This window comes from Pseudoalteromonas sp. CF6-2 (assembly GCF_021729425.1).
Taxonomy (GTDB): Bacteria; Pseudomonadota; Gammaproteobacteria; order Enterobacterales; family Alteromonadaceae; genus Pseudoalteromonas; species Pseudoalteromonas arabiensis.
Map to the genome: position 1 here is coordinate 486,961 of NZ_CP091442.1, position 20,516 is coordinate 507,476.

The following is a 20,516-nucleotide window of genomic DNA, read 5'->3' on the forward strand; positions in this document are numbered from 1 at the left end:
CTATTTGCACAGCCTTTGCAAGTCGATAGAATAGAGCCATTCAATTTTAGTTTTGTGATGTTATGGCCAAACCAGATAAGCAAGTCGATACCTTAAAAGTCCCTCCCCATTCAATAGAAGCTGAGCAATCTGTTTTAGGTGGTTTAATGCTTGATAATCAAGCGTTTGACCGTGTTGCTGAGTTAGTGGTTGCACAGGATTTTTATACCCGCACCCATAAGCTGATTTTTGAAGCTATGGTGAGCCTTGCTGAAGGTGGTGATCCGATTGACTTAATCACTATTTCTGAAAATTTAGAAAAAAACAATCAGTTAAGCAGTATAGGTGGTTTCGCCTACCTTGCTGAAATTGCGAAGAACACACCAAGTGCGGCAAACATTGATGCCTACGCGAATATCGTGCGTGAGCGTGCTGTTATCCGTGAAATGATTGGTGTTGCAAACGAAATTGCCGAAGCCGGTTTTAGCCCAGAAGGGCGTACCAGCCATGACCTACTCGACTTCGCTGAAAGTAAAGTATTCAAAATTGCCGAGCAGCGTACAAAAAGCACTGAAGGTCCACAAAGCTTACACAGCATTCTAGAAAAAACAGTTGATAAGATTGAAGAGCTTTACCAGTCGCCGCAAGATGGTGTAACGGGTGTTAGTACGGGGTATGCCGATCTAGATAAAATGACGGCGGGTATGCAGCCTTCAGATCTTATTATCGTGGCAGCACGTCCATCGATGGGTAAAACCACCTTTGCGATGAACTTAGCCGAACACGCTGCCATGACACAAGATAAGCCTGTACTTATTTACTCACTAGAGATGCCGTCGGAGCAAATCATGATGAGGATGTTGGCATCGCTAGGTCGAATTAACCAAACTAAGGTTCGTACGGGTCAGCTAGATGATGACGATTGGGCGCGCCTGTCGTCAACCATGGGCTTGTTGATGGAAAAAGGTAAGATGTATGTTGATGATGCATCGGGTCTAACACCAACGGATGTGCGCTCGCGTGCGCGCCGTATTGCTCGCGACCATGGCGGTATTAGTATGATCATGGTCGATTACTTGCAGCTAATGCGTGTGCCAAGCTTGTCGGATAACCGTACCTTAGAGATTGCTGAAATCTCACGTTCACTAAAAGCACTGGCAAAAGAACTGCAATGTCCGGTTATTGCACTATCGCAGCTTAACCGTACCCTAGAGCAACGTGCTGATAAACGCCCAATCAACTCCGACTTACGTGAATCAGGCTCAATCGAGCAGGATGCCGACTTAATCATGTTTATTTATCGTGATGAAGTATATAACGAAGACAGTACAGAAAAAGGCGTGGCCGAAATTATCATAGGTAAACAACGTAATGGTCCAATTGGTAAAGTACGTTTAACCTTCCAAGGTCAATTCTCGCGTTTTGATAACTACGCGGGTCCTGCAATGGATGATGAATATTAATGCGTTTAGCCATTGCTGAAATTAACCTAAAAGCGCTTGCCCACAATTTAGCACAGGTGAAGCGCTTTGCACCTGATTGCAAAGTAATGGCAGTATTAAAAGCGAATGCTTATGGTCATGGCTTAGTTAAAATTGCCCAATACTTAAATGATGCGGATGCATTTGCGGTTGCACGTATTGACGAAGCGCTAGCGCTTCGTGCCGGTGGATTGACAAAACCTATAGTGTTGCTTGAAGGCTTTTTTCATAAAGATGATTTACCCATTCTTTTGGCGAATAACTTTCAAACCATTATTCATGATGAAAATCAGCTAAAAGTGCTTGAAGAAGCACAGTTAGATGCGCCTATTGCATGTTGGTTAAAAGTGAATACTGGCATGCATCGTTTAGGTATTTCACCGTCACAGTTTGAAGGGTTTTATAGCCGCCTAAAAGCCAGTAAAAATGCACACAATAACATTAAGTTGATGACTCATTTTTCATGTGCTGATGATATTAACGATGATAAAACTGCGCAGCAGATTGCTTTGTTTGATGGCTTGGTTGCAGGAAAAGGTCAGCGTCATTGCTTGGCAAACTCCGCAGGCATTATCGCATGGCCTAATGGGCATGGTGATTGGGTTCGACCAGGGCTGATGCTGTATGGGGTGTCGCCTATGCTAAATAGTATTGGCCAACAACATGGCTTAGAGCCTGTGATGCGTTTAAAAACCCGTGTTATTGCGATTCGTGATGTTGACGCGAATCAGTGTGTTGGTTATGGCGGTCGTTGGCACAGCGATAAACCAACTAAGCTTGCTGTGGTCGCGATGGGGTATGGTGATGGTTATCCACGTCACGCAGAGCAGGGCACACCGGTCGTTATTAAGTCACAGCGCTATGGCATTGTTGGCAGTGTGGCGATGGATATGATCACGGTTGATATTGGTGATAACCACGACAATATCAAAGTGGGTGATGAAGTGATCATGTGGGGGCCTGAGCTTCCTGTTGAAGAAATAGCCCAATGCGCGACAACCATTCCTTATGAGTTACTGTGTAATATCACCCCACGCGTAAGCTACGAGTATCAAGAGTAACTTATAGTTACTCTTTAATGAAATACACGTCGCTAAATCCCATTCGTGCAAATTCTTGGTCACGAAAGTTACGCACTGCTGATGAGCCTTTTGAAGTCATTTCGACTTGCTGCTCCATTTTTAAATAATTTGTTAAATCAATACCTTCAGCCGCTGCAATCGCATGGTACATATCGCGGTATTTATCCTTAGCAAAATTGATTTCGCGAGGTTGGTTTTTAAATTTGTAAGTGATGCGGCGTGCCATAATGAATCCTCAAAGTTTATCGGGGCTGATTTTACACTAAAAAATAACCATAGCCATGACTTGTTAGTATAAGCGGGTTACAATGCCATACTTTTCAAAGACTCGGTAAATCATAATGAAACTTTCAGTAGAGATCAGTAAGTACCCACTACATCAAGACTACATTCCATTTATCAAAGGTTTTATTGACCGTGTAAACAGTTATGAAGGGCTTAAAGTAATCACCAATACCTTATCAACTCAGATTTTCGGTGATTATGATTTAGTCATGTCTGTATTGAATACTGAAATCAAACGTTCTTATGAAGAGTTTGGTAAAGCGATTTTTGTGTGTAAGTTTTTACATGGCGATTTATCGCCTAGCGACGATTAATACCACAAGGTTACAGTAAAGCATGGATTTTTTGACAGACACGTTTGCAGGATTTACTGCGATGTCTCTTTGGGAATATATTGCAGTTGCACTGTCAATGGCGTATTTACTACTTGCGATTAAAGAAAGTCTATGGTGCTGGCCAGCCGCTTTTATAAGTACCTTTATTTATACCGTAATGTACTGGAATGGCGCACTTTTGATGGAGTCGCTACTTAATTTTTATTACATGTATATGGCGGTATATGGATGGGTGGTCTGGCGTCGGGGCATGAATAATAAAGATCATCTACCGATTATTTCATGGTCGTTAAAAAGACATGCTGTTATCTTGCTTTTAACCTCATTAATTTCAGTGATTATTGGCTTTGTAATGGCTAATTATACCCATGCAGATTTTGCCTACCTTGATAGTTTTACAACCTGTTTTGCTGTCGTTACGACTTATTTAGTTGCTAAAAAGGTGCTCGAAAATTGGTTATACTGGATTGTGATTGATGCTGCATCAATGTACCTGTACTTTGAGAAAGGGTATTACCCAACACTCGTTTTATTTGTTTTTTATACGGTTATGGCGGCGTGGGGCTTTAAAACTTGGTATGAAGAATACGAGCAACATCAAGCTAAGCCACTTGCACAGCTATAATGAAAACAGAGCAACAAATTCATGCGCTATTTACGCGCTTTAACTCTAGCTTAACGATTACCTCAATTAGCCCGTTGGTTGAGGGATTAAGCAATGATAACTACCTAGTAAAAACATCAACCAAGGCTTTCTTGGTTAAGCATTATCGTGATCACTGGCCGGCGATAGGGCTAGCTGCGCAAGCGCACTTTGCTAAGCAAAGTTGCTGCCCAGCACCCCTTTGGTTAGAGCAGGCAACTGATACTGCCATTTTTGACTACGTGGCGGGTAGCATAGCAAGTGGTGAGTTTTGTAGCAGTTTATTACCTGATTTAGTTAATTTGCATCGCTACCCAGTGTTAACCGAGCCCATGGATATTGCCAATGAAATTAACTATTACCGGCAAACAGCACGGTATCAGCAGCATGCGAGTTTAATTGAGCAATCGCTCGCGTACATTGCTGCTGCGCCAAAAGATATGGGCTTTTGCCATAACGATTTGGTAAAAGAAAATATCATAGTGAACGAATCGGGCATGTTTTTAATCGACTTTGAATATGCCAAAAGTAATGATGTTTATTTTGACTTGGCTGCGCTGGTGGTGAGTTTTGGACTCAATGAGTCGCAGCAACTGCAGTTGCTTAAAAACTATCAATCACGTGTGTGTGAACACCGTGAATTCAATTTATCGCTCGAAAAGCTCGCTGCGTTTCATGCTGTATTTTTACTATTGTGCATTTGCTGGTATGAACAACGCGGTGCAATGGATAAAGTGGCGCCACTGCTTACACAGCTTAACCACTTTATTGAGGAAGTAAAAAATTAAAGGCCGCCAATTCGCTCGGCAAGTTCTTTATATTTTTTTACATCTTCTGGTTCAAATAAAGGCTCACCTTTGTCATCTTGTGATTTCGAGATTAATAAATGCTCGCGAGCAAGTCGTTTAACACGTTCGACTTTTACACCTAAAAATTCTGCAACTTGCTCTGTAGACATTAAACTCATATTCAAATTCCCCTTACACGGCAATGAGTGCCATTTGTTATTTAATTTATTAAGTATACGTTAATACCGTGGTTCTGCCCGAATGTGAAGTGTTTTAATGCAATTTGCTGAATTTATAAGCATATAGGGCTTTAGATGCTAGCATTTAAGGCAAGATGCCATTATCATTGCCGAGTTGTCATGCTGATATCGCGAGTCAGTATTGATGACGACAAATGTGCTCTCGTGGTGAAATGGATATCACGTGGCCCTCCGGAGGCTAAGTTGCAGGTTCGATCCCTGCCGAGAGCGCCATTTGCTCTGCTATTTATTTCCTTTTAAACTTATCATTACACTATCAAACTGCTTGCTTATGATAGTAAAGCTGCATATTTAAGTAAGCCTGTTCAAACATCATCCCCTATAAGTAATTCATTAAATTTGTTTGTATTTTATGTTCCTGCGTTTAAGTCCGTTACTTAAAATACTTTATATTTCCTTTTTAATTGCAAATTTAATTGATAATCATTATTGTTAAGGTTGTTTCGGCATGGCTATACGCAAGTGTACTTGGTTTCTCTTGTACTTTTGGTTTCAAACTGCGTTTTATGTTGATAGACACATCATTAAAGCTTAAAAGGAAACTTAATGAACAGCTTAAAGAATTTACTTTTTATTGCTGCACTTATCGGCAGTAGTTTTGCAAATGCACATGAAGTTTGGTTGGTAAAGTCTGCAAAAGGCGATGAGATAAAACTGTATTTAGGAGAGCCTGGTGAACCTGAATCTGGCGATAGTATTGCAGGGCTGAAAAATGCACAGGTATTTGTTAATGATAGTCAGTCGACTTTAGCGCTTACTCAACACCAAAACTATTGGTTAGCTGAGGTAAAAGAGCAAGGTGATGTAAGAGCTTTCATAGATGATTTATGGGAGCCTTGGCAAATGGAAAAAACCTCAGAACAAGAGGCGGATAAGCTCCAAGCGGCTAAGCTTTTTGCTAAGGCTGGCCGTCAAGATACCAAAGCTAAACAAGAGCTCGAGTTCGTGCCAAGCAAAGCAAATGGGAACACCTTCACACTTGTTTATAAAAATAACCCTGTTGTTGATCATGCTGTATTAGTGCAAACACCTAGTCAGCAATTAAAAATAACAACCGATAAAAAAGGGCAATTAACTGTTACCAATAAAGAGAAAGGAACCTACATTATTTCCAGTGATTACCCTGTTGAAGGAAAGGCTGTTGTTGCCGGTAATCAGGTTGATAGCACGTATAATATTGTAACGATTAGTTTTCGAGTTGATTAACTTTAATAGGTGATACGTATTTTAAACTAGCGTTTTCATTACGAATCAGCTCTTTAAATTTGGCTACCTAAGTCAAATAGCAGGCTAGCTTGTGAGTGAGAACGCGGTTTGCTGATACTGTTATTATTTTCTACACTAGTTGAACTCGTGTTCTTTTAAAGATAAAAATATGACTTATAGTCCAATCCCCTGTGCTGACTACGATCAATATGAGCTTTGGTGTATGCAAAACGCTGAGTTGTTGATCACATTACATTCTGGTGAGCAGCTTCAGGGCAAAGCAGTAAATTTGAAAATAATACACCCAGATGGTGAACACTTAATTATTACAACAGCAAAAGGCGAACATAACGTTCGCCTTGATTTGATTACTTCAGCAATTGTTGTTTAACACCAGTTAGAGCCATTTTTTATTTTTAAAGTAAATGCCAATACCGACAGTAAGCACGACTAAAAATATTAAAAATACGCTGAATGCATAGGGGTTCTCAGTACCTGGTATACCGCCAACATTCACACCTAATAAGCCTGTTAAAAAGCCCAGTGGCAAGAAAAGTGCCGCGACAACCGACATCACATACATACGTTGATTAAGTTGCTCAGACACTTGGTTAGCAATGGTTTGTTGAATGATTTGCGCGCGTTCAATTGAGCTGTCTAGCTCTTCTAAAAAGCGAATTACCATGTTGGTTGTTTCGTTCAAACGTGCTTTATCATCTTCATTTAACCACTTGTACTTATTGTTTAATAAAGTAATAAGCGCTTCTTTTTGTGGCCTTAAATAACGTTTTAGAGCAATGGTTTGGCGACGCATTTGCGCTAACGCTTGGTTATCAAAGCCTTTATTTGGTTCGTCAATTTCATCTTCAAAAATATCTAACGTGTCATCAAGGCTGTCAATTACACCTTGCATGCGTGATGTTAAATTTTGTGCCAAATCACACACTAATTCAGAGATTGAACAGGGGCCGTTACTATCATTAAATGACGCAACAACATCTTGTACAGAGAGCAAACGACGTTTGCGAGTTGTCACTATGATGTTTTCATTAATAAATAAACGTAAAGACACCATGTCTTCAGGGCTCTGTGCAGGGTTTAGATTGACGCCACGCAAAAACAGCATAGTGCCATTGGTTACTTTAGTCAGGCGCGGGCGTGTCTCATCTGCTGTTAATGATGCTAATTCGTAGTCGGTTAATAGATTACTGCTTTCAAGCCACTGAATCGCTTCAGGCTGACTATAATCCATATGAACCCAAAGTTTTCCGTGTTCGGGTTGCCAATTTTGCAGCTCAGTACTATTGTCAATAGCACGTGCACCGCCTTGCTCGTCTAAAATTAAGACATGAAGTAACCCATTGATCATATTGAACTCTCGTTTTACAAATGGTGCGATATAGTTGATTATAGTTTAGCCTACGTCAATTAAATCGATTTATCGAGGGGATAAATATATTTCGTTGGTGTTTCTAGCTCTGTAGCGTATAAGACACTTTTTTATAGAGGGCACATTAATGACTGCAAAAATTATTGTTGGCTGGCGCGAATGGTTGAGCTTACCTGAACTGGGAATTGATAAGATCAAAGCGAAAGTGGACACTGGTGCGCGTACTTCGTGTATTCATGCTTTTGATGTTGAAGAGTTTTCAGAAAATGGTGAGAACTGGGTGAAATTTTCAACCCACCCTTTACAAGACGATGAAGAAACGATAGTAGAGTGCCGCGCAAAAGTTGTTGAGCGCAAGTATGTGACCAGCTCAAGTGGTCAGCGCGAACTTCGCTACTTTATCGAAACAAAATTAGTCGCAGGAAACCAAAGCTGGCCTGTAAGGGTGACTTTAAGTAACCGTTCAACAATGAAGTTTAGAATGTTGTTAGGGCGTACAGCAATGGAAAACCGCATAGTCGTTGATCCGGCTTTATCTCATTTATTATAGAAAAGGACTTATCACACGTTTTTACGTGTATGAGTTTATCAGTTAAGGTTTTTAACTATGAAACTTGGTATTTTATCACGCAACCAAAATTTATATTCAACACGTCGCTTGATTGAAGCTGCTGAGCAGCGTGGTCATGAAGTAAAAGTGATTGATGCACTACGTTGTTATATGAACATCAATTCAGAGCAACCTGAAATACATTACCGCGGTGAAAATTTAAAAGATTTTGATGCAATTGTACCGCGCATTGGTTCATCAGTGACTTTTTATGGCTGTGCAGTATTACGCCAATTTGAAATGATGGGTGTATTCCCTGTGAATGAATCAGTCGCAATCACTCGCTCGCGAGATAAGTTACGTTCATTACAACTATTGTCACGTAAAGGCGTAGGCATGCCAGTAACAGGGTTTGCGAGTAAACCTGATGATGTAAAAGACTTACTAAGCATGGTAGGTGGCACGCCTGTCGTAATTAAATTACTTGAAGGTACGCAAGGTATCGGCGTGGTATTAGCTGAAACACGTAAAGCGGCAGAAAGTGTAATCGAAGCGTTTATGGGTTTAAAAGCCAATATCATGGTGCAAGAGTACATCAAAGAAGCGGGCGGTGCGGACATTCGCTGTTTTGTATTAGGCGATAAAGTAATTGCGGCAATGAAACGTCAGGCGCAAGAAGGTGAATTTCGTTCTAACTTACACCGTGGTGGTAGCGCGACATTAGTGCGTATTACCCCAGAAGAAAGAAAAACAGCCGTTGCAGCAGCTAAAGCAATGGGCTTGAATGTAGCGGGGGTTGATTTACTTCGCTCTGCACGTGGTCCATTGGTGATGGAAGTAAACTCGTCACCAGGCCTTGAAGGCATTGAAGTTGCAACCGGTAAAGACATTGCTGGCATGATTGTCGAGTTTATTGAAAAAACAGCGGCATCAAAAAGAACAGCAACGCGTGGTAAAGGTTAAGTAATATAAGCGCTCTATTAAAAGGAACAGTGCGTGGCAAAGGTTAAGAAAAATACACCGTTTTCAATTTTGGGTGATACTGTTGGGGTTGGAGAGCGCAAAGCGTTTTCGATTGAGGCTGCAAAGCTTTATACCCACTCACCGTTGAATATTCCGATTGAAGTTGTAAATGGAGTGCAGCAAGGGCCTGTGCTAATGGTGTGTGCTGCAATTCATGGTGACGAGTTAAACGGGGTTGAAGTTGTAAGACAGTTACTTGCTAAAATCGACCCTGAGCAATTGCGTGGAACCATTATTGCTGTACCGATTGTGAATGTATTTGGCTTTATCCATAAGTCGCGTTATTTACCTGACCGCCGTGATATGAACCGTAGTTTTCCTGGTTCAACACGAGGCTCGTTAGCAGGGCGTATGGCGAATGCGTTTTTTACTCAAGTAGCCGTGCATTGTACGCATATTATTGATTTACATACTGGCGCAATCCATCGTACTAACTTGCCACAGATCAGAGCCAACTTAAGTGACCCCGAGACTGCAGCTATGGCTAAAGCATTTGGTACGCCGGCAGTGATTGACGCCTCATTGCGTAATGGCTCATTGCGTAGTGAAGCGGCCAATTTAGGCATTCCTGTTATCACTTATGAAGCGGGAGAGGCACTGCGCTTTGACCCAATTGCTATTGCCGCAGGCGTGCAAGGGGTTGATTATGTTATGCGCCATTTAAAAATGGTGCGTGGCAAGCGTGCTAAAAAGCTTCCTGAGCCAGTGATTGCAAGCTCGACGAGCTGGATACGTGCCGAAGTGGATGGTATTGTCCGTGCGCAAGTATCCCTTGGTGAGCGAGTGATGAAAGGGCAAGTGCTCGCTTATATAAGTAGTCCATTAGGTGATGCTGAGCTTGAGCTACTGGCACCCCGCAGTGGTATTGTTATTGGCCAGCAAACGATGCCACTTGTAAACGAAGGGGATGCAGTGTTTCATTTAGCCTACTTTGCCCATGCGAATAGCCTTGTAGAGCAACAGCTCGAAACCTTTATTGATGAAATAAGCGATATTGAAGATGAGCTAAAAACGGCTGAACTCAATAACTAATAGCTGTTAATCTTTTTCTTTAAAGCCGCATTTGCGGCTTTTATTATTTGAGATAAGCGTTAATTACAGGCATTTCTGATTAATCAGGCATTGAATTAACTTCTTTAGTGTTTAAAATAGAGACGAATGGAATTAGTCAATTTATAAGGAAATTACGATGTCTGCACATGCTCGTCGCGCAATTGCTCAAAGGCAGCGCTAACAACAAATTCAAAACATACTCGCCAGTAATAATCATACAATGTTAATCATGAACTCAGCGGAGTTTGTTGATTACATTATTTCTGTAAAAATGAAACAGGGGTATTCTCGTGCACAAGCTGTTGATTGGATTGATGCGCAGTTAAAAGAATATAACTCTGTATCTAATAAATGGGAAAGAATTAAAGGTGATTTAAAGTTCGGTGTAGGCTTATATCCTTTGTTTGATGATGTAAGATCGCTTACTGTCCTAGCTGCAGCACTTAAACAGCAGGGAAATGTTAAAGTCAAAGTGTATAACGGCTCGCCAGCCATAATTATAGACTCATACCCACGTATTCGTGAACACTTAACAGGGACCCGATACTTAGCAAGTAATCCAAAGTTATTTACAGTTGGTGTGGGTAAGTTAGAAGCGGCAAAGTCTATGAAGGGCGGGTTTATTGTTACTTTGATTATATCAGTTACTTTTCATGCCTTAGATCAGGTTCTTAGGGACGAAAAAACATGGCATGATTTTGTTGCCGGTGTTGCTGTCGATATGGCAATTGTTGCGGCAACTATAGCTGTTACTGGGTTAGCATTGATGGGATTGCAAACATTAGGGGCTGTTGTTGCAGGGGTCACTGCGGCACCTTTAATAGTGGTAGTAATCGTTGGGGGTGGGGCTACTCTTTTGTCAATTGCTTTTAAAAGTGAAATAGATCCATTAGTAAATATTTTAACTCTTAGCTTGAGAGACATGGAAGAAAAGGTAATTGCAGGTTTAATTAAAATTAATCCTCAAAAGGTCAATTTTGATCGCAATAATAACAATAACTTATTTAAATATTTACATCAGTTATTCGGTGTACCTTTTATAGATATTAATTTGGATAGAGGATGAGAATGCTAATTTTAAAGTGGGAAAAATCAGATGAAAAGTTTCAAGAACTTACTTTAAAAGCTAAGTTTTTACATTTGTTTAGTTTCTTACTCTTTTCAATATTTACAGCCACTTTATTGTATTTATCATACATAGGTGTTTTTAAGCATTTACTTCTGGACTCAAGACGTTTTTATATTAGCGAGACTGGCCTGCTAGCACCTGCGATATTCTTTTTACCTTTTCCATTTTTTATGGTTTTCGCAATTATTCAGAAAGTTTTTAATTATAAAATCGATCAAACATTTAAATTTATGATAAAAACTTCAACTATTGGTATAGCCTTGTTTTTTGTTTCTATATTTGTTTGTAGTTTTTACATAGAAGCAAACTTAAAAAAGCATGGTTATACTTACTGCTCTTGGTATAAATTTTCCCCGACGCGCTCACCTGATGTGTGGTTAAAAGATAGCCGTTTTTGTTTGAAAGAGGGTGCAATTGTTGCTTTAGACGTTGAGAAATGGTTTGAATATCATGACAATAAAGGTATTGAACCTCAACTTGATGAACTTAAAGTATTCATTACTAAAGCGCGTAAAGAGCAAGGTCGTTAAAATATAAGAACATAATTCTATCTAAAAAGGAACTTCATGCTGTTTTTTAGGGGTAAAGAATCTGAAGGAAATTTTTCAGATTTTGAACTCAATAAAAAAGTGATTATATGTCTGACATTTATATTATTGCTGCTTTTAGCTTATGGATACATGTATGGTACTTACGTAGGTGTGAAAAATCATTTAATTATTAATGATGAGCTATATTACATTAGTGAGGTTGGTTACCTAGCTCCAGCTATTTTTTTAGTACCATTTCCTATTATTGCTATTATAGGCGGTGTTCAAAAGTTGCTAGGAAAAGAAAATAATAAAACAGCTAAACATCTAATAAAGTCATTGCTTTATGGTGTTCCCTTGTATGTGGTTTTTTCAATTATTTGTAGCTTTTATATCGAAGCAAACTTAAAAAACCATGGTTACACTTACTGTTCGTGGTATAAATTTTCCCCGACACGCTCCCCTGATGTATGGCTAAAAAATAGTGAACTTTGTTTGAAGGTTCATCATTATGTTGTGTTAGATGTTGAAGAGTGGTTTGAGTGGCATAATGAACAAGGTATTGAACCTCAACTTGATGAACTAAAAGCCTTTATTGCTAAAACAAATAAAGAGCAAGGTCGCTAAAATAAACGAATGTTATTAGATATCAGAAAAGGAACTTCATGCCATTTTTAAAGTGGGAGAAATCAGGTGAAAAATTTTCAGCTCTTGAAGTTAAAGCTAAGTTTTTAATATTCATAACAATAGTTTTCTTAAGCTTTATTGCTGTATTAATCACGTATGCGTCATATAAAGGATTCAATGAGCATGTTTTTTTTGATAAAGATCATTACTATATAAGTGAAGTAGGGTTACAAGCTCCTGGCTTTTTCATATTGCCGCTCCCGCTTTTTATGATAATTGCAGGTGTTCAGAAGATCTTTAATTATAAAAATGAAAAAACATTTTTGCTGATGATAAAGTCAACATTAGCTGGCATAGTTTTATACTTTATTTCGTCGATTGTGTTGAGTTTCTATATTGAAGCAAACTTAAAAAACCATGGCTACACTTACTGTTCGTGGTATAAATTTTCTCCGACACGCTCCCCCGATGTATGGCTAAAAAATAGTGAACTTTGTTTGAAAGTTCATCATTACGTTGTACCTGATGTTGAAGAGTGGTTTGAGTGGCATAATGAGCAAGGTATTGAACCTCAACTTGATGAACTAAAAGCCTTTATTGCTAAAACAAATAAAGAGCAAGGTCGCTAAGTTAAATCGTGGCTGTTTTAAATTAGACAGTTTTAGTGTGATTCAAAGCCGCAGATGCGGCTTTATTTTTTGGGGCCTAGAATACGTTTTGTCGATGCTGTTTTCGTTGGGGCAGGGGCTTTGTTGAGCACCATCACAGGGCGGGTAACAAAGATGTTATTAGGGTAAATAACTTTATGTCCGTCAACGTGTTCAAGCACAACATTCATTAATCCCATTTCAGTAATGCGACCTTCAAGAAAGTTTGCGCCATCAATCACTCTTACCCAATAGCCAACACGGCAGTCGTTTTGAATGAACATGAGTAAGAAGGCTGTTAAGTTACTAAGAAGTGACCATGCAGCAAACAGTGCAACGCCGAGCATGGCAAAAATTGAGGAGCCAAGCACTAACAAACCACGCAGCTCGATCCCCCAAAAAACTAATACTAAACACAGCATGACAATGGCTAAAATAATATTTAGTAACAGCTCTGCGCGGTATTCACGATGAGGATCGGCCTTTCCTTTGATTGCTTTAAGCAACAGCTTTTTCGTGGTTTTACGAAGCAACGGGTAAAGCAAAATCGCGATGATTGTGACGATTAAATGGTATTGCTCATTAAAAAATTCGACGAAGTCCAAACGGGTTCCTAAGTTAAAGATTTACGCACTAATTTTATCGTTTTAGGCTGTGAAAAACAGTACTTTAAAAAGTATTTTTAACGGTGACGAGCCACTGCACAGAGTCAATATCATCATCTTGTTTGTTAATTGGCGCAGCAATATCGAGGTGAATAACCGTGCCTGCATTTGCGCGACTTGGGGCTAAGCGAAGCCCAACCCCGACGTTTTGTAATACGTTGCCGTTGGAGCCATTGTCTTTATCGTTATACCAAGCACGGCCTATATCGTAAAAGGCTGCACCGCCTACTTTAAATAATTGTAGTAAGTCATATTCCCAATAATAGCGTTTTTCTAATGTTACTAGAAAGCTGCGATCACCTACTTGGTAATCTAAAGGGTAACCGCGTAAACCATTTTCTCCCCCTAAGGTTAGTTGCTTGTCTGCGGTCAGGTTTTTTGCATATTGCAGACGCACTTTTGCATACCAAGTTTGTTGTATGCTGGTGTTTAAGTAGTACTGAACTTGTGAACTGGTTATTAAGTTTTCAACATCGTCTTGCTCTTCATTCCAATAGCCATCAATGTCTGCTTTGAAGCGCCATAGTTGATTATCACCAGTGTAATGTGCTTTTGATAAGGAGAGCGAGTAAATGGTGCGGCTGGCATCATCACTTATATCTTTACTTGAATAACCCAGTAAGGCGCTAATATTCCAGCCTAAATTAAGATCCTCGGTGCGGTAGATGCTGTCAAAATTTCTCACTTTAACAAAATGGTCTTCAAACCACTGGCCACGAATGTAGGGGTAACTTACGTTACGATCATTGGCGATCGGTAAATGTGTTTCAGGAATGGCTGCAAAGGTATCTTCTCGGTTTTCAAACCCGATGCTAAGGCGCTGAGTCCAATTATTTGCAAAATGACGTGAGTGGCCAAAGTAGGCCCTATTTAAAATCGTTTTTTGTTCAAATTCGCTAACAACATCACCGCGGTAATATAGCGACTCACGACGCTGGTCAGAGTAACTCGTAAAGCCATAGCTGTAAGGGGTATCTATTGAGAAAAAGGGATAACTTAAATCTATGTAGTGGCGTTTACCATCATCGTTGTCTGAGTATTCAATACGCCCTCGATAACGGCTAGATAGAATATTAGGATCATCATATACGAATAGATAACCGGTACGATCAGCATCACGCGTGCGCGAGAAAGAAACCCGTTTACCCCATCCTAAAAAGTTAGATTCACGAAAACCAATACTCGATTCGTTTTCACCGCCACTGCGGCTAAAGCTTATTTCAGGAAGTAAAGTCCATAAATCACGCGTCACGACCTTCACACGAACATTACCATCGCAATCAAGGTTAGCGTGAATGCGTGCGTCATATAGGTAGCCTTGCTTACGTAGGAGCCGCTCTGATTCTAGTAGCTTACGAGGGTTATAAGTATCGCCTTCACTGAACAGTAAAACGCTATGAATAACCTCAGGCTCCGTTGTCATGTGCGCGCGGTTTGCAAAGCGAAATAAAAAGTTATCTTCTTCTTCAAGTTCAGTGTTGAAGACATTAAGTTGCTCAAGCTCGACAGCAACAATTTTGCGATTTTCGGCGGCTTCAGGAAGTGGGTTGTCGGTATCAAGTTGGCGACGTAGGTTATTATCTTGTGATTTAAGCGTACGTTGGTTTTGACAATAATTGTTATCATCACTAGGTAGCTGCTGCGCATATGCACTTGCTGCCATGCTTACTGTCAGTAATGTCGTTAACTGAGCAACAAAGTGCGACTGCTTAAATCCCATTTACACCCTTAGTTGTTTATGCCTTATACAGATACTACATACTAAGCGCAGAAAAAAGTCTAGCTTATTATTGTAACTGCATAACTAAATACTGATAAAGGTCAGCTAATAAGGCTGCTGCTTCAACGCCTTCGGCGTTAATCCAAATACTTTCACTGTAATGTTCAAAGTTTAGATTAAAACTATGATCTGTAAAGTGAAACCTTACTCTATGTCGGTCCGCTCCGGCATCAAAGTCAGCAGTTTGAATAGCTGGAGCGTGCAAAAAAAGTGTAGCCCATAGCGCAAAGTCTTCATCGGTGGGATGTTCGCTTGGCGTGATGATAATAACTTGATGTTCAGCATCGTATAGAAGTTCAGTCATACTTACCCTAGTTGGCTGCGAGATAATCGCGAATGGTATTTAAAAACGGTGCCCCATACTTGTTAAGCTTTGTAAAACCAACACCCGATACTTTCAAGAACTCACTGTCATTGGTTGGCATAAGCTGCGCCATTTCAGCAAGGGTTTTATCATTGAACACCACATAAGGCGGCACATCGTCCGCATCTGCAAGCTCCTTACGTAGAGCACGCAGCCGCGCAAACAGCTTTTTATCGTAATTGAATTGAGCAAGTTTATCTTGGTATACGTGTTTCGCTTGAAGGCGGGGTTCTGCCAGTTGTAGGGCATATTCACTTTTAAGCACTGCGCGTGCAGCTTCGGTTAAACGAAGCGAAGAGCCTTGCGTGATGTCTTGGCTCAATAAACCCTGATGAATAAGCTGCCTTAAAATGCTCAGCCAAAACTCCACACTGTGATCTTTACCTATGCCATAGGTGCTCAGCTGGTGGTGATTATTATCACGGATACGACTCGTGTTAGCGCCGCGCAACAGCTCTACAATATAACCAATACCAAAGCGTTGCTCAGCACGATAAACACAGGATAATGCTTGTTGCGCAACCAGTGTACCGTCAAAGCTTTTTGGTGGATTTAGACAGATATCGCAGTTGCCACACGTTTCACGTTTGTATTCACTAAAATAATTGAGCAAGATTTGTCTGCGGCAGGTTTGTGCTTCGGCAAAGCTGGCCATAGCGTTAAAGCGCTGCTCTTCCACACGACGACGTTGCTCGTCCTCAATATCTTCAAAAAAGCGGCGTACGCGGCCGATATCAGCCGGATCAAAATACATAATCGCTTCTGCGGCAAGACCATCACGACCAGCACGGCCTGTTTCTTGGTAATAGGCTTCAATGCTTTTTGGAATATCGTAATGCACCACAAATCGCACGTTTGGTTTGTTGATGCCCATTCCAAACGCAACGGTGGCGACCACAATTTGAATATCGTCACGAGCAAAGCCTGATTGTACAAACTGGCGTTGCTCGTTACTCATACCTGCATGATAAGCTGCGGCATTAAATCCTGCGTCAGCGAGCTTTTCAGCCACATCATCGACACGTTTTCGGCTAGTACAGTAAATTATACCGCTTTGATTTTGTTGTTCTTTTAAGTAACGAAGTAGTTGCACCATCGGTTTGAACTTTTCTTCAATGGTGTAACGAATATTGGGTCTGTCAAAGCTGCCTGTGTGCACGTATGGGTGATTAAGCTGGAGCTGTTCAATAATATCGTAGCGAGTTGCTTTGTCTGCTGTGGCAGTTAATGCAATCATGGGGACATGCATAAAGCGCTGTTTTAATTCATTGAGCCTACAGTAATGTGGCCTAAAATCGTGCCCCCAATGCGATACACAATGGGCTTCATCAATCGCAAATAAGGCTAGCTTAAGATGGCTCAAACGCTCTAAAAAATCATGCTGTAAGACTTTTTCTGGTGCAACATATAAAAGCTTAATTTGGCCATAATGCAGTTGCTGATACACCGCTTGTTGCTCTTCAAATGGCAAGCTGTTGTTAATATAAGCGGCTTGAACACCAAGGGCACGAAGTTGTGCAACCTGATCTTGCATGAGGGAAATTAGTGGCGAAATGACCACTGTGACGCCATCAAGGATCAAAGCAGGTACTTGATAGCACAATGACTTACCACCGCCAGTAGGAAGCAGCACGAGCGAATCTTGTCCGTCTAGCGCGGCGGCTATAATAGCGTGTTGGCCATCACGAAACTCACTGTAACCAAACACTTGTTTGAGTACGGCTTGTGGTGAGCGAATGGGTGTGTTGGTTGTTGCGGTATTGGTATTCATCGCGAGCATTTTAGTGGTTTTTTATAGCGATGTCTTTAGCAATATACCCAAACGACCTCAATATGCAGAATTCAGCGTTTCACAGTAGCTTAATATCAAGGCGTTACTTTGCAACAATGGCAGTACCCTTTTAAGAAGTAACAACGATGAGGGTAAGTGCCTGTGGAGCGCCCAAAGGGTTTATTTAACCCGTTTTAGTTGCGCAGTTAGAAAGGGGGCGTAAAATAGTGTTTTTAATCAATAAAGCCTAACTTATGCCTACCAATACCGAACAGCGAAAAGGGGTCATTTTCGCATGTTTAGCCTTTTTTATGTGGGGCTTAGCACCCATTTATTTTAAGCTTCTACAAGATATTTCTGCTTTTGAAATATTGATGCACCGTGTTATTTGGTCGGTGTTATTTTTACTTCTTATTATTGCCGTTCGTCATCAGTGGCAGCGAGTTCGAGTCGCTTTAAGTCAGCCTAAGTTGCTGTTTATGCTGGTGGTTACCGCTACCTTGTTGGGCTTTAATTGGGGGTTGTTTATTTGGGCTGTGAATAATAACCACATGCTGGATGCAAGCTTAGGTTATTACATAAATCCGCTTTTAAATGTATTACTGGGGATGCTGTTTTTAGGTGAGCGTTTACGTAAGTGGCAAGGTGTTGCGGTAGGTTTAGCCTTGTGCGGGGTACTGTTACAGTTAGTAAGTTTTGGCTCTTTCCCTGTGGTTGCGTTTTCATTGGCGGGCTCGTTTGCTATTTATGGTTTATTACGTAAAAAGCTGCCTATTGAGTCATTACCAGGTTTGTTGCTCGAAGCGCTAATTTTACTGCCTGTTGCATTGATTTACTGGTGGTTAATGGTGCCGACTACAAGTTCAGATTTTACGGCTAATAATTGGCATGTTAACTTATTGCTGATCAGTGCTGGTGTCGTGACAACCCTACCTCTTTTATGTTTTACAGGTGCAGCTAAGCGCTTGCAATACAGTACCTTAGGTTTTTTTCAGTATATAGGTCCAAGTTTAATGTTTATGCTTGCTGTGGCGTTTTATGGTGAAGTATTTGATGCTGAGCGCGTGGTTACCTTTGCGTGTATTTGGAGTGCGTTGGCATTATTTAGTTGGGACTCTTATCGCCAAAGCCGTAAGCAGCGAAAAGCGCAGCTAGCCGCCGTAACTAAGCCAGTATAAAGCTTAACTAATGAGTTTGTTACGGCCACTTTCTTTGGCTTGATAAAGTTTTAAGTCGGCCTGTTTTATAAGTTCATCAAGGTTATAAACAGGCCCACAATGAAAGCCTATCGATAAGGTGAAGGCTACCTTATCTTTACTAAATTCAGTACTGTGCTTTTGCACAAAGAGACGAAATTTTTCTAATCGTTGGTATGCTTTTTCAGCGTCTTGATCAGCAAAGTACACCGCAAACTCTTCACCACCAAAACGACCTACAAGGTTATCTTTGAAGTAGGTTTGCATACATTGCGCTAGCCCTTTTAAAACGTCGTCTCCTGCATCGTGGCCGTATTTATCGTTAATTGCTTTAAAGTGATCTACATCGATCATTCCTAAAGAGACTTGATTGTTGGCAAGTTTAGCGGCTTTTAAGTGGCCATTTGCTTCACTAAAAAAGTAGCGACGGTTAGGGAGTTTTGTAAGATAGTCAGTGTTTGCTTGTAAACGAATCGTTTTAATATTCTCAAGCATGTCGACGTTCTGGCTAAGCCGACAATAAAATTCTTCGCTATTAAATGGTTTACGCAGGTAGTCATCTGCACCTGATTTTAAAAAGCGCGTTGAAAGATGTAATGTATCAAGTGCTGATATACCAATAATTGCTTTTTCATCGTTTGAGTATAAACGGCGAATCTCGACACAGAGCTCATCACCGTTCATATTCGGCATTTCGTTGTCGGTAATAATAACCGAAATGGTTGGGTTCTCAGCGAGCACTTTTAATGCTTGCACACCATCTTCAGCCTCTAATACTTGGTATTTATGTCGTGTGAGCAGGCTGCAAATATAATGGCGAGTGGATGCTGAATCGTCAACTACGAGTACTTGTATTTGCTCATTACGAGGGAGGCGAGTAAGTTGCTTTTCTAGGTATTGATAAGCTTGTTTATTTTCTTTGGTGATGTAATCAATAATAGGGTGTTTTTCAACAATATTGCGTGTGGTTTCATCAAGGTTACCCGTCATTACAATGGTAGGAATGTCAGCTGCAATGGTACAAGGTACAGCTTCACCGGTTGGCGCATCAGGCAGAATAAAATCAACAACGGCGCAAAAGTAACTGTGCTGGCTAATGAGCTCTTTTGCTTCGGCGAGTGAAACTGCGAGATCTGCTTCATAGCCAACTTTTTGCGCGATATGTTTTTGCACTCGCGCAATGGTTGGCGTATCTTCAATTATTAATAGTCTTCGAGTCACGGTTTGCCTTGTAATAACTTATTGGCGAAACAAAAGTTATTACAAGTTTTAACCCTAAAAGGCTAAAAAAGCAAATCGTTATAGGCTGTCTGACTCAGAATAGTATTCAACACTTTGCGATGTTGGACTTGCAATTCGAGAACGACCAAATAAAGTGTGAAACTTAGTTTTGCAGGTTGTCTGTTTAAGGTATTTTATCCAAGCGCGTTCAATCGGGTTGGTGGCTTCTAAATTACCTGTCACAACTTGCACAAATTGAGTTTGAAATTCATTTTGTGGTTCTAGGGTTTTGTTGTATAAACCCTTTAATATAACACCATGCTGTTCGAGAATGTCGGCTTCTAGCAAAGTGAAGTGGCCACTACGACCAAAACCGCGTGGGAAATTTTGATCATCATAAAATTGACGTTGGCTTGCAAATGCCTGACGAAGTGATGAAATGTCAATGCTCATGGCTTTATCCTCATGCCCTAATTTCTTGCAGGAGTATGGATCAAGTTGTCGATTTTAT

At 40.6% G+C, this 20,516-nt stretch carries 24 protein-coding genes and 1 tRNA gene; 16 read left to right on the forward strand and 9 right to left on the reverse strand.

Annotated elements, in window-relative coordinates; translation table 11 throughout:
• The first annotated feature begins 62 nt into the window (after positions 1-62).
• Together dnaB and alr are read left to right on the forward strand one after the other, a co-directional pair.
• Positions 63-1,442 carry a replicative DNA helicase gene (dnaB, locus tag L3Q70_RS02315; protein WP_062567352.1) on the forward strand — a complete coding sequence of 460 codons (1,380 nt, stop codon included), beginning with the start codon at positions 63-65 and terminating at the stop codon, positions 1,440-1,442.
• The gene (alr, locus tag L3Q70_RS02320; RefSeq protein ID WP_062567353.1) at positions 1,442-2,521 is read left to right on the forward strand and encodes an alanine racemase; all 1,080 of its coding nucleotides are present in this window, start codon (positions 1,442-1,444) and stop codon (positions 2,519-2,521) included. Before dnaB ends, alr begins: the two co-directional genes overlap by 1 nt.
• A gap of 7 nt (positions 2,522-2,528) precedes the next feature.
• Here alr and L3Q70_RS02325 read toward each other — a convergent pair whose 3' ends face one another.
• Positions 2,529-2,768 (reverse strand): DUF2960 domain-containing protein, encoded by a 240-nt coding sequence (locus L3Q70_RS02325; RefSeq protein WP_062567354.1) that lies wholly within the window; start codon positions 2,766-2,768, stop codon positions 2,529-2,531.
• A gap of 115 nt (positions 2,769-2,883) precedes the next feature.
• Here L3Q70_RS02325 and L3Q70_RS02330 point away from each other — a divergent pair, with 115 nt between their 5' ends.
• From L3Q70_RS02330 to L3Q70_RS02340, 3 genes are read left to right on the forward strand one after another with little or no spacing between them, the layout of a single operon-like run.
• Positions 2,884-3,141, forward strand: a complete 258-nt coding sequence (locus L3Q70_RS02330) for a YkoF family thiamine/hydroxymethylpyrimidine-binding protein (protein WP_130151711.1) — start codon at positions 2,884-2,886, stop codon at positions 3,139-3,141.
• A gap of 22 nt (positions 3,142-3,163) precedes the next feature.
• On the forward strand, positions 3,164-3,787 hold the full coding sequence (pnuC, locus tag L3Q70_RS02335) for a nicotinamide riboside transporter PnuC (RefSeq protein ID WP_062567356.1): 624 nt from the start codon (positions 3,164-3,166) through the stop codon (positions 3,785-3,787).
• The gene (locus L3Q70_RS02340; RefSeq protein WP_237114792.1) at positions 3,787-4,593 is read left to right on the forward strand and encodes a phosphotransferase; all 807 of its coding nucleotides are present in this window, start codon (positions 3,787-3,789) and stop codon (positions 4,591-4,593) included. Before pnuC ends, L3Q70_RS02340 begins: the two co-directional genes overlap by 1 nt.
• On the opposite strand, the gene L3Q70_RS02345 is transcribed toward L3Q70_RS02340, so the two are convergent.
• Positions 4,590-4,772, reverse strand: a complete 183-nt coding sequence (locus tag L3Q70_RS02345; protein WP_062567358.1) for a hypothetical protein — start codon at positions 4,770-4,772, stop codon at positions 4,590-4,592. The genes L3Q70_RS02340 and L3Q70_RS02345 overlap by 4 nt on opposite strands.
• Before the next feature lie 219 nt (positions 4,773-4,991).
• Here L3Q70_RS02345 and L3Q70_RS02350 point away from each other — a divergent pair.
• From L3Q70_RS02350 to L3Q70_RS02360, 3 genes are all read left to right on the forward strand, one after another.
• Positions 4,992-5,066, forward strand: a tRNA-Arg gene (locus L3Q70_RS02350).
• Positions 5,067-5,399: 333 nt separating this feature from the next.
• Entirely contained in the window at positions 5,400-6,059 is a 660-nt protein-coding gene (locus L3Q70_RS02355) for a nickel uptake transporter family protein (RefSeq protein WP_193988299.1), read from the forward strand.
• A 169-nt stretch (positions 6,060-6,228) separates the two neighbouring features.
• Entirely contained in the window at positions 6,229-6,450 is a 222-nt protein-coding gene (locus L3Q70_RS02360; protein WP_193988300.1) for a Rho-binding antiterminator, read from the forward strand.
• A gap of 6 nt (positions 6,451-6,456) precedes the next feature.
• Here the strand turns inward: L3Q70_RS02360 and zntB are convergent, their stop codons facing one another.
• Entirely contained in the window at positions 6,457-7,428 is a 972-nt protein-coding gene (zntB, locus tag L3Q70_RS02365; RefSeq protein WP_237114793.1) for a zinc transporter ZntB, read from the reverse strand.
• Between the two features lie 148 nt (positions 7,429-7,576).
• On the opposite strand from zntB, the gene L3Q70_RS02370 reads away from it, so the two are divergent.
• From L3Q70_RS02370 to L3Q70_RS02400, 7 genes are all read left to right on the forward strand, one after another.
• A complete protein-coding gene (locus tag L3Q70_RS02370) occupies positions 7,577-7,999 on the forward strand; it encodes an ATP-dependent zinc protease (protein ID WP_062567362.1) in 423 nt (140 codons plus the stop codon).
• Between the two features lie 57 nt (positions 8,000-8,056).
• The gene (gene rimK / locus L3Q70_RS02375; RefSeq protein WP_062567363.1) at positions 8,057-8,962 is read left to right on the forward strand and encodes a 30S ribosomal protein S6--L-glutamate ligase; all 906 of its coding nucleotides are present in this window, start codon (positions 8,057-8,059) and stop codon (positions 8,960-8,962) included.
• Between the two features lie 33 nt (positions 8,963-8,995).
• Positions 8,996-10,054 (forward strand): succinylglutamate desuccinylase/aspartoacylase family protein, encoded by a 1,059-nt coding sequence (locus tag L3Q70_RS02380; protein WP_062567364.1) that lies wholly within the window; start codon positions 8,996-8,998, stop codon positions 10,052-10,054.
• A gap of 250 nt (positions 10,055-10,304) precedes the next feature.
• Positions 10,305-11,141 (forward strand): hypothetical protein, encoded by an 837-nt coding sequence (locus L3Q70_RS02385; protein ID WP_237114794.1) that lies wholly within the window; start codon positions 10,305-10,307, stop codon positions 11,139-11,141.
• Between the two features lie 2 nt (positions 11,142-11,143).
• Positions 11,144-11,734: a DUF1240 domain-containing protein gene (locus L3Q70_RS02390; RefSeq protein ID WP_237114795.1), complete on the forward strand. Its 591-nt coding sequence runs from the start codon at positions 11,144-11,146 to the stop codon at positions 11,732-11,734.
• A gap of 36 nt (positions 11,735-11,770) precedes the next feature.
• Positions 11,771-12,361 carry a DUF1240 domain-containing protein gene (locus L3Q70_RS02395; RefSeq protein ID WP_237114796.1) on the forward strand — a complete coding sequence of 197 codons (591 nt, stop codon included), beginning with the start codon at positions 11,771-11,773 and terminating at the stop codon, positions 12,359-12,361.
• A 38-nt stretch (positions 12,362-12,399) separates the two neighbouring features.
• Positions 12,400-12,990 (forward strand): DUF1240 domain-containing protein, encoded by a 591-nt coding sequence (locus tag L3Q70_RS02400; RefSeq protein ID WP_237114797.1) that lies wholly within the window; start codon positions 12,400-12,402, stop codon positions 12,988-12,990.
• Positions 12,991-13,052: 62 nt separating this feature from the next.
• Here the strand turns inward: L3Q70_RS02400 and L3Q70_RS02405 are convergent, their stop codons facing one another.
• From L3Q70_RS02405 to recQ, 4 genes are all read right to left on the reverse strand, one after another.
• Positions 13,053-13,613: a mechanosensitive ion channel domain-containing protein gene (locus tag L3Q70_RS02405; RefSeq protein WP_237114798.1), complete on the reverse strand. Its 561-nt coding sequence runs from the start codon at positions 13,611-13,613 to the stop codon at positions 13,053-13,055.
• A gap of 64 nt (positions 13,614-13,677) precedes the next feature.
• A complete protein-coding gene (locus L3Q70_RS02410) occupies positions 13,678-15,336 on the reverse strand; it encodes a BamA/TamA family outer membrane protein (protein WP_130151752.1) in 1,659 nt (552 codons plus the stop codon).
• Positions 15,337-15,460: 124 nt separating this feature from the next.
• Complete coding sequence (locus L3Q70_RS02415) at positions 15,461-15,757, reverse strand: DUF3630 family protein (protein ID WP_130151720.1); 297 nt, start codon at positions 15,755-15,757, stop codon at positions 15,461-15,463.
• Positions 15,758-15,764: 7 nt separating this feature from the next.
• The gene (gene recQ, locus L3Q70_RS02420) at positions 15,765-17,588 is read right to left on the reverse strand and encodes a DNA helicase RecQ (protein WP_237114799.1); all 1,824 of its coding nucleotides are present in this window, start codon (positions 17,586-17,588) and stop codon (positions 15,765-15,767) included.
• Positions 17,589-17,842: 254 nt separating this feature from the next.
• Here recQ and rarD point away from each other — a divergent pair, with 254 nt between their 5' ends.
• The gene (gene rarD, locus L3Q70_RS02425; RefSeq protein ID WP_062567374.1) at positions 17,843-18,766 is read left to right on the forward strand and encodes an EamA family transporter RarD; all 924 of its coding nucleotides are present in this window, start codon (positions 17,843-17,845) and stop codon (positions 18,764-18,766) included.
• Between the two features lie 3 nt (positions 18,767-18,769).
• Here the strand turns inward: rarD and L3Q70_RS02430 are convergent, their stop codons facing one another.
• On the reverse strand, positions 18,770-20,005 hold the full coding sequence (locus tag L3Q70_RS02430) for a diguanylate cyclase (protein WP_237114800.1): 1,236 nt from the start codon (positions 20,003-20,005) through the stop codon (positions 18,770-18,772).
• A gap of 78 nt (positions 20,006-20,083) precedes the next feature.
• On the reverse strand, positions 20,084-20,458 hold the full coding sequence (locus L3Q70_RS02435) for a DUF413 domain-containing protein (RefSeq protein WP_130151724.1): 375 nt from the start codon (positions 20,456-20,458) through the stop codon (positions 20,084-20,086).
• Between the last annotated feature and the right edge of the window lie 58 nt (positions 20,459-20,516).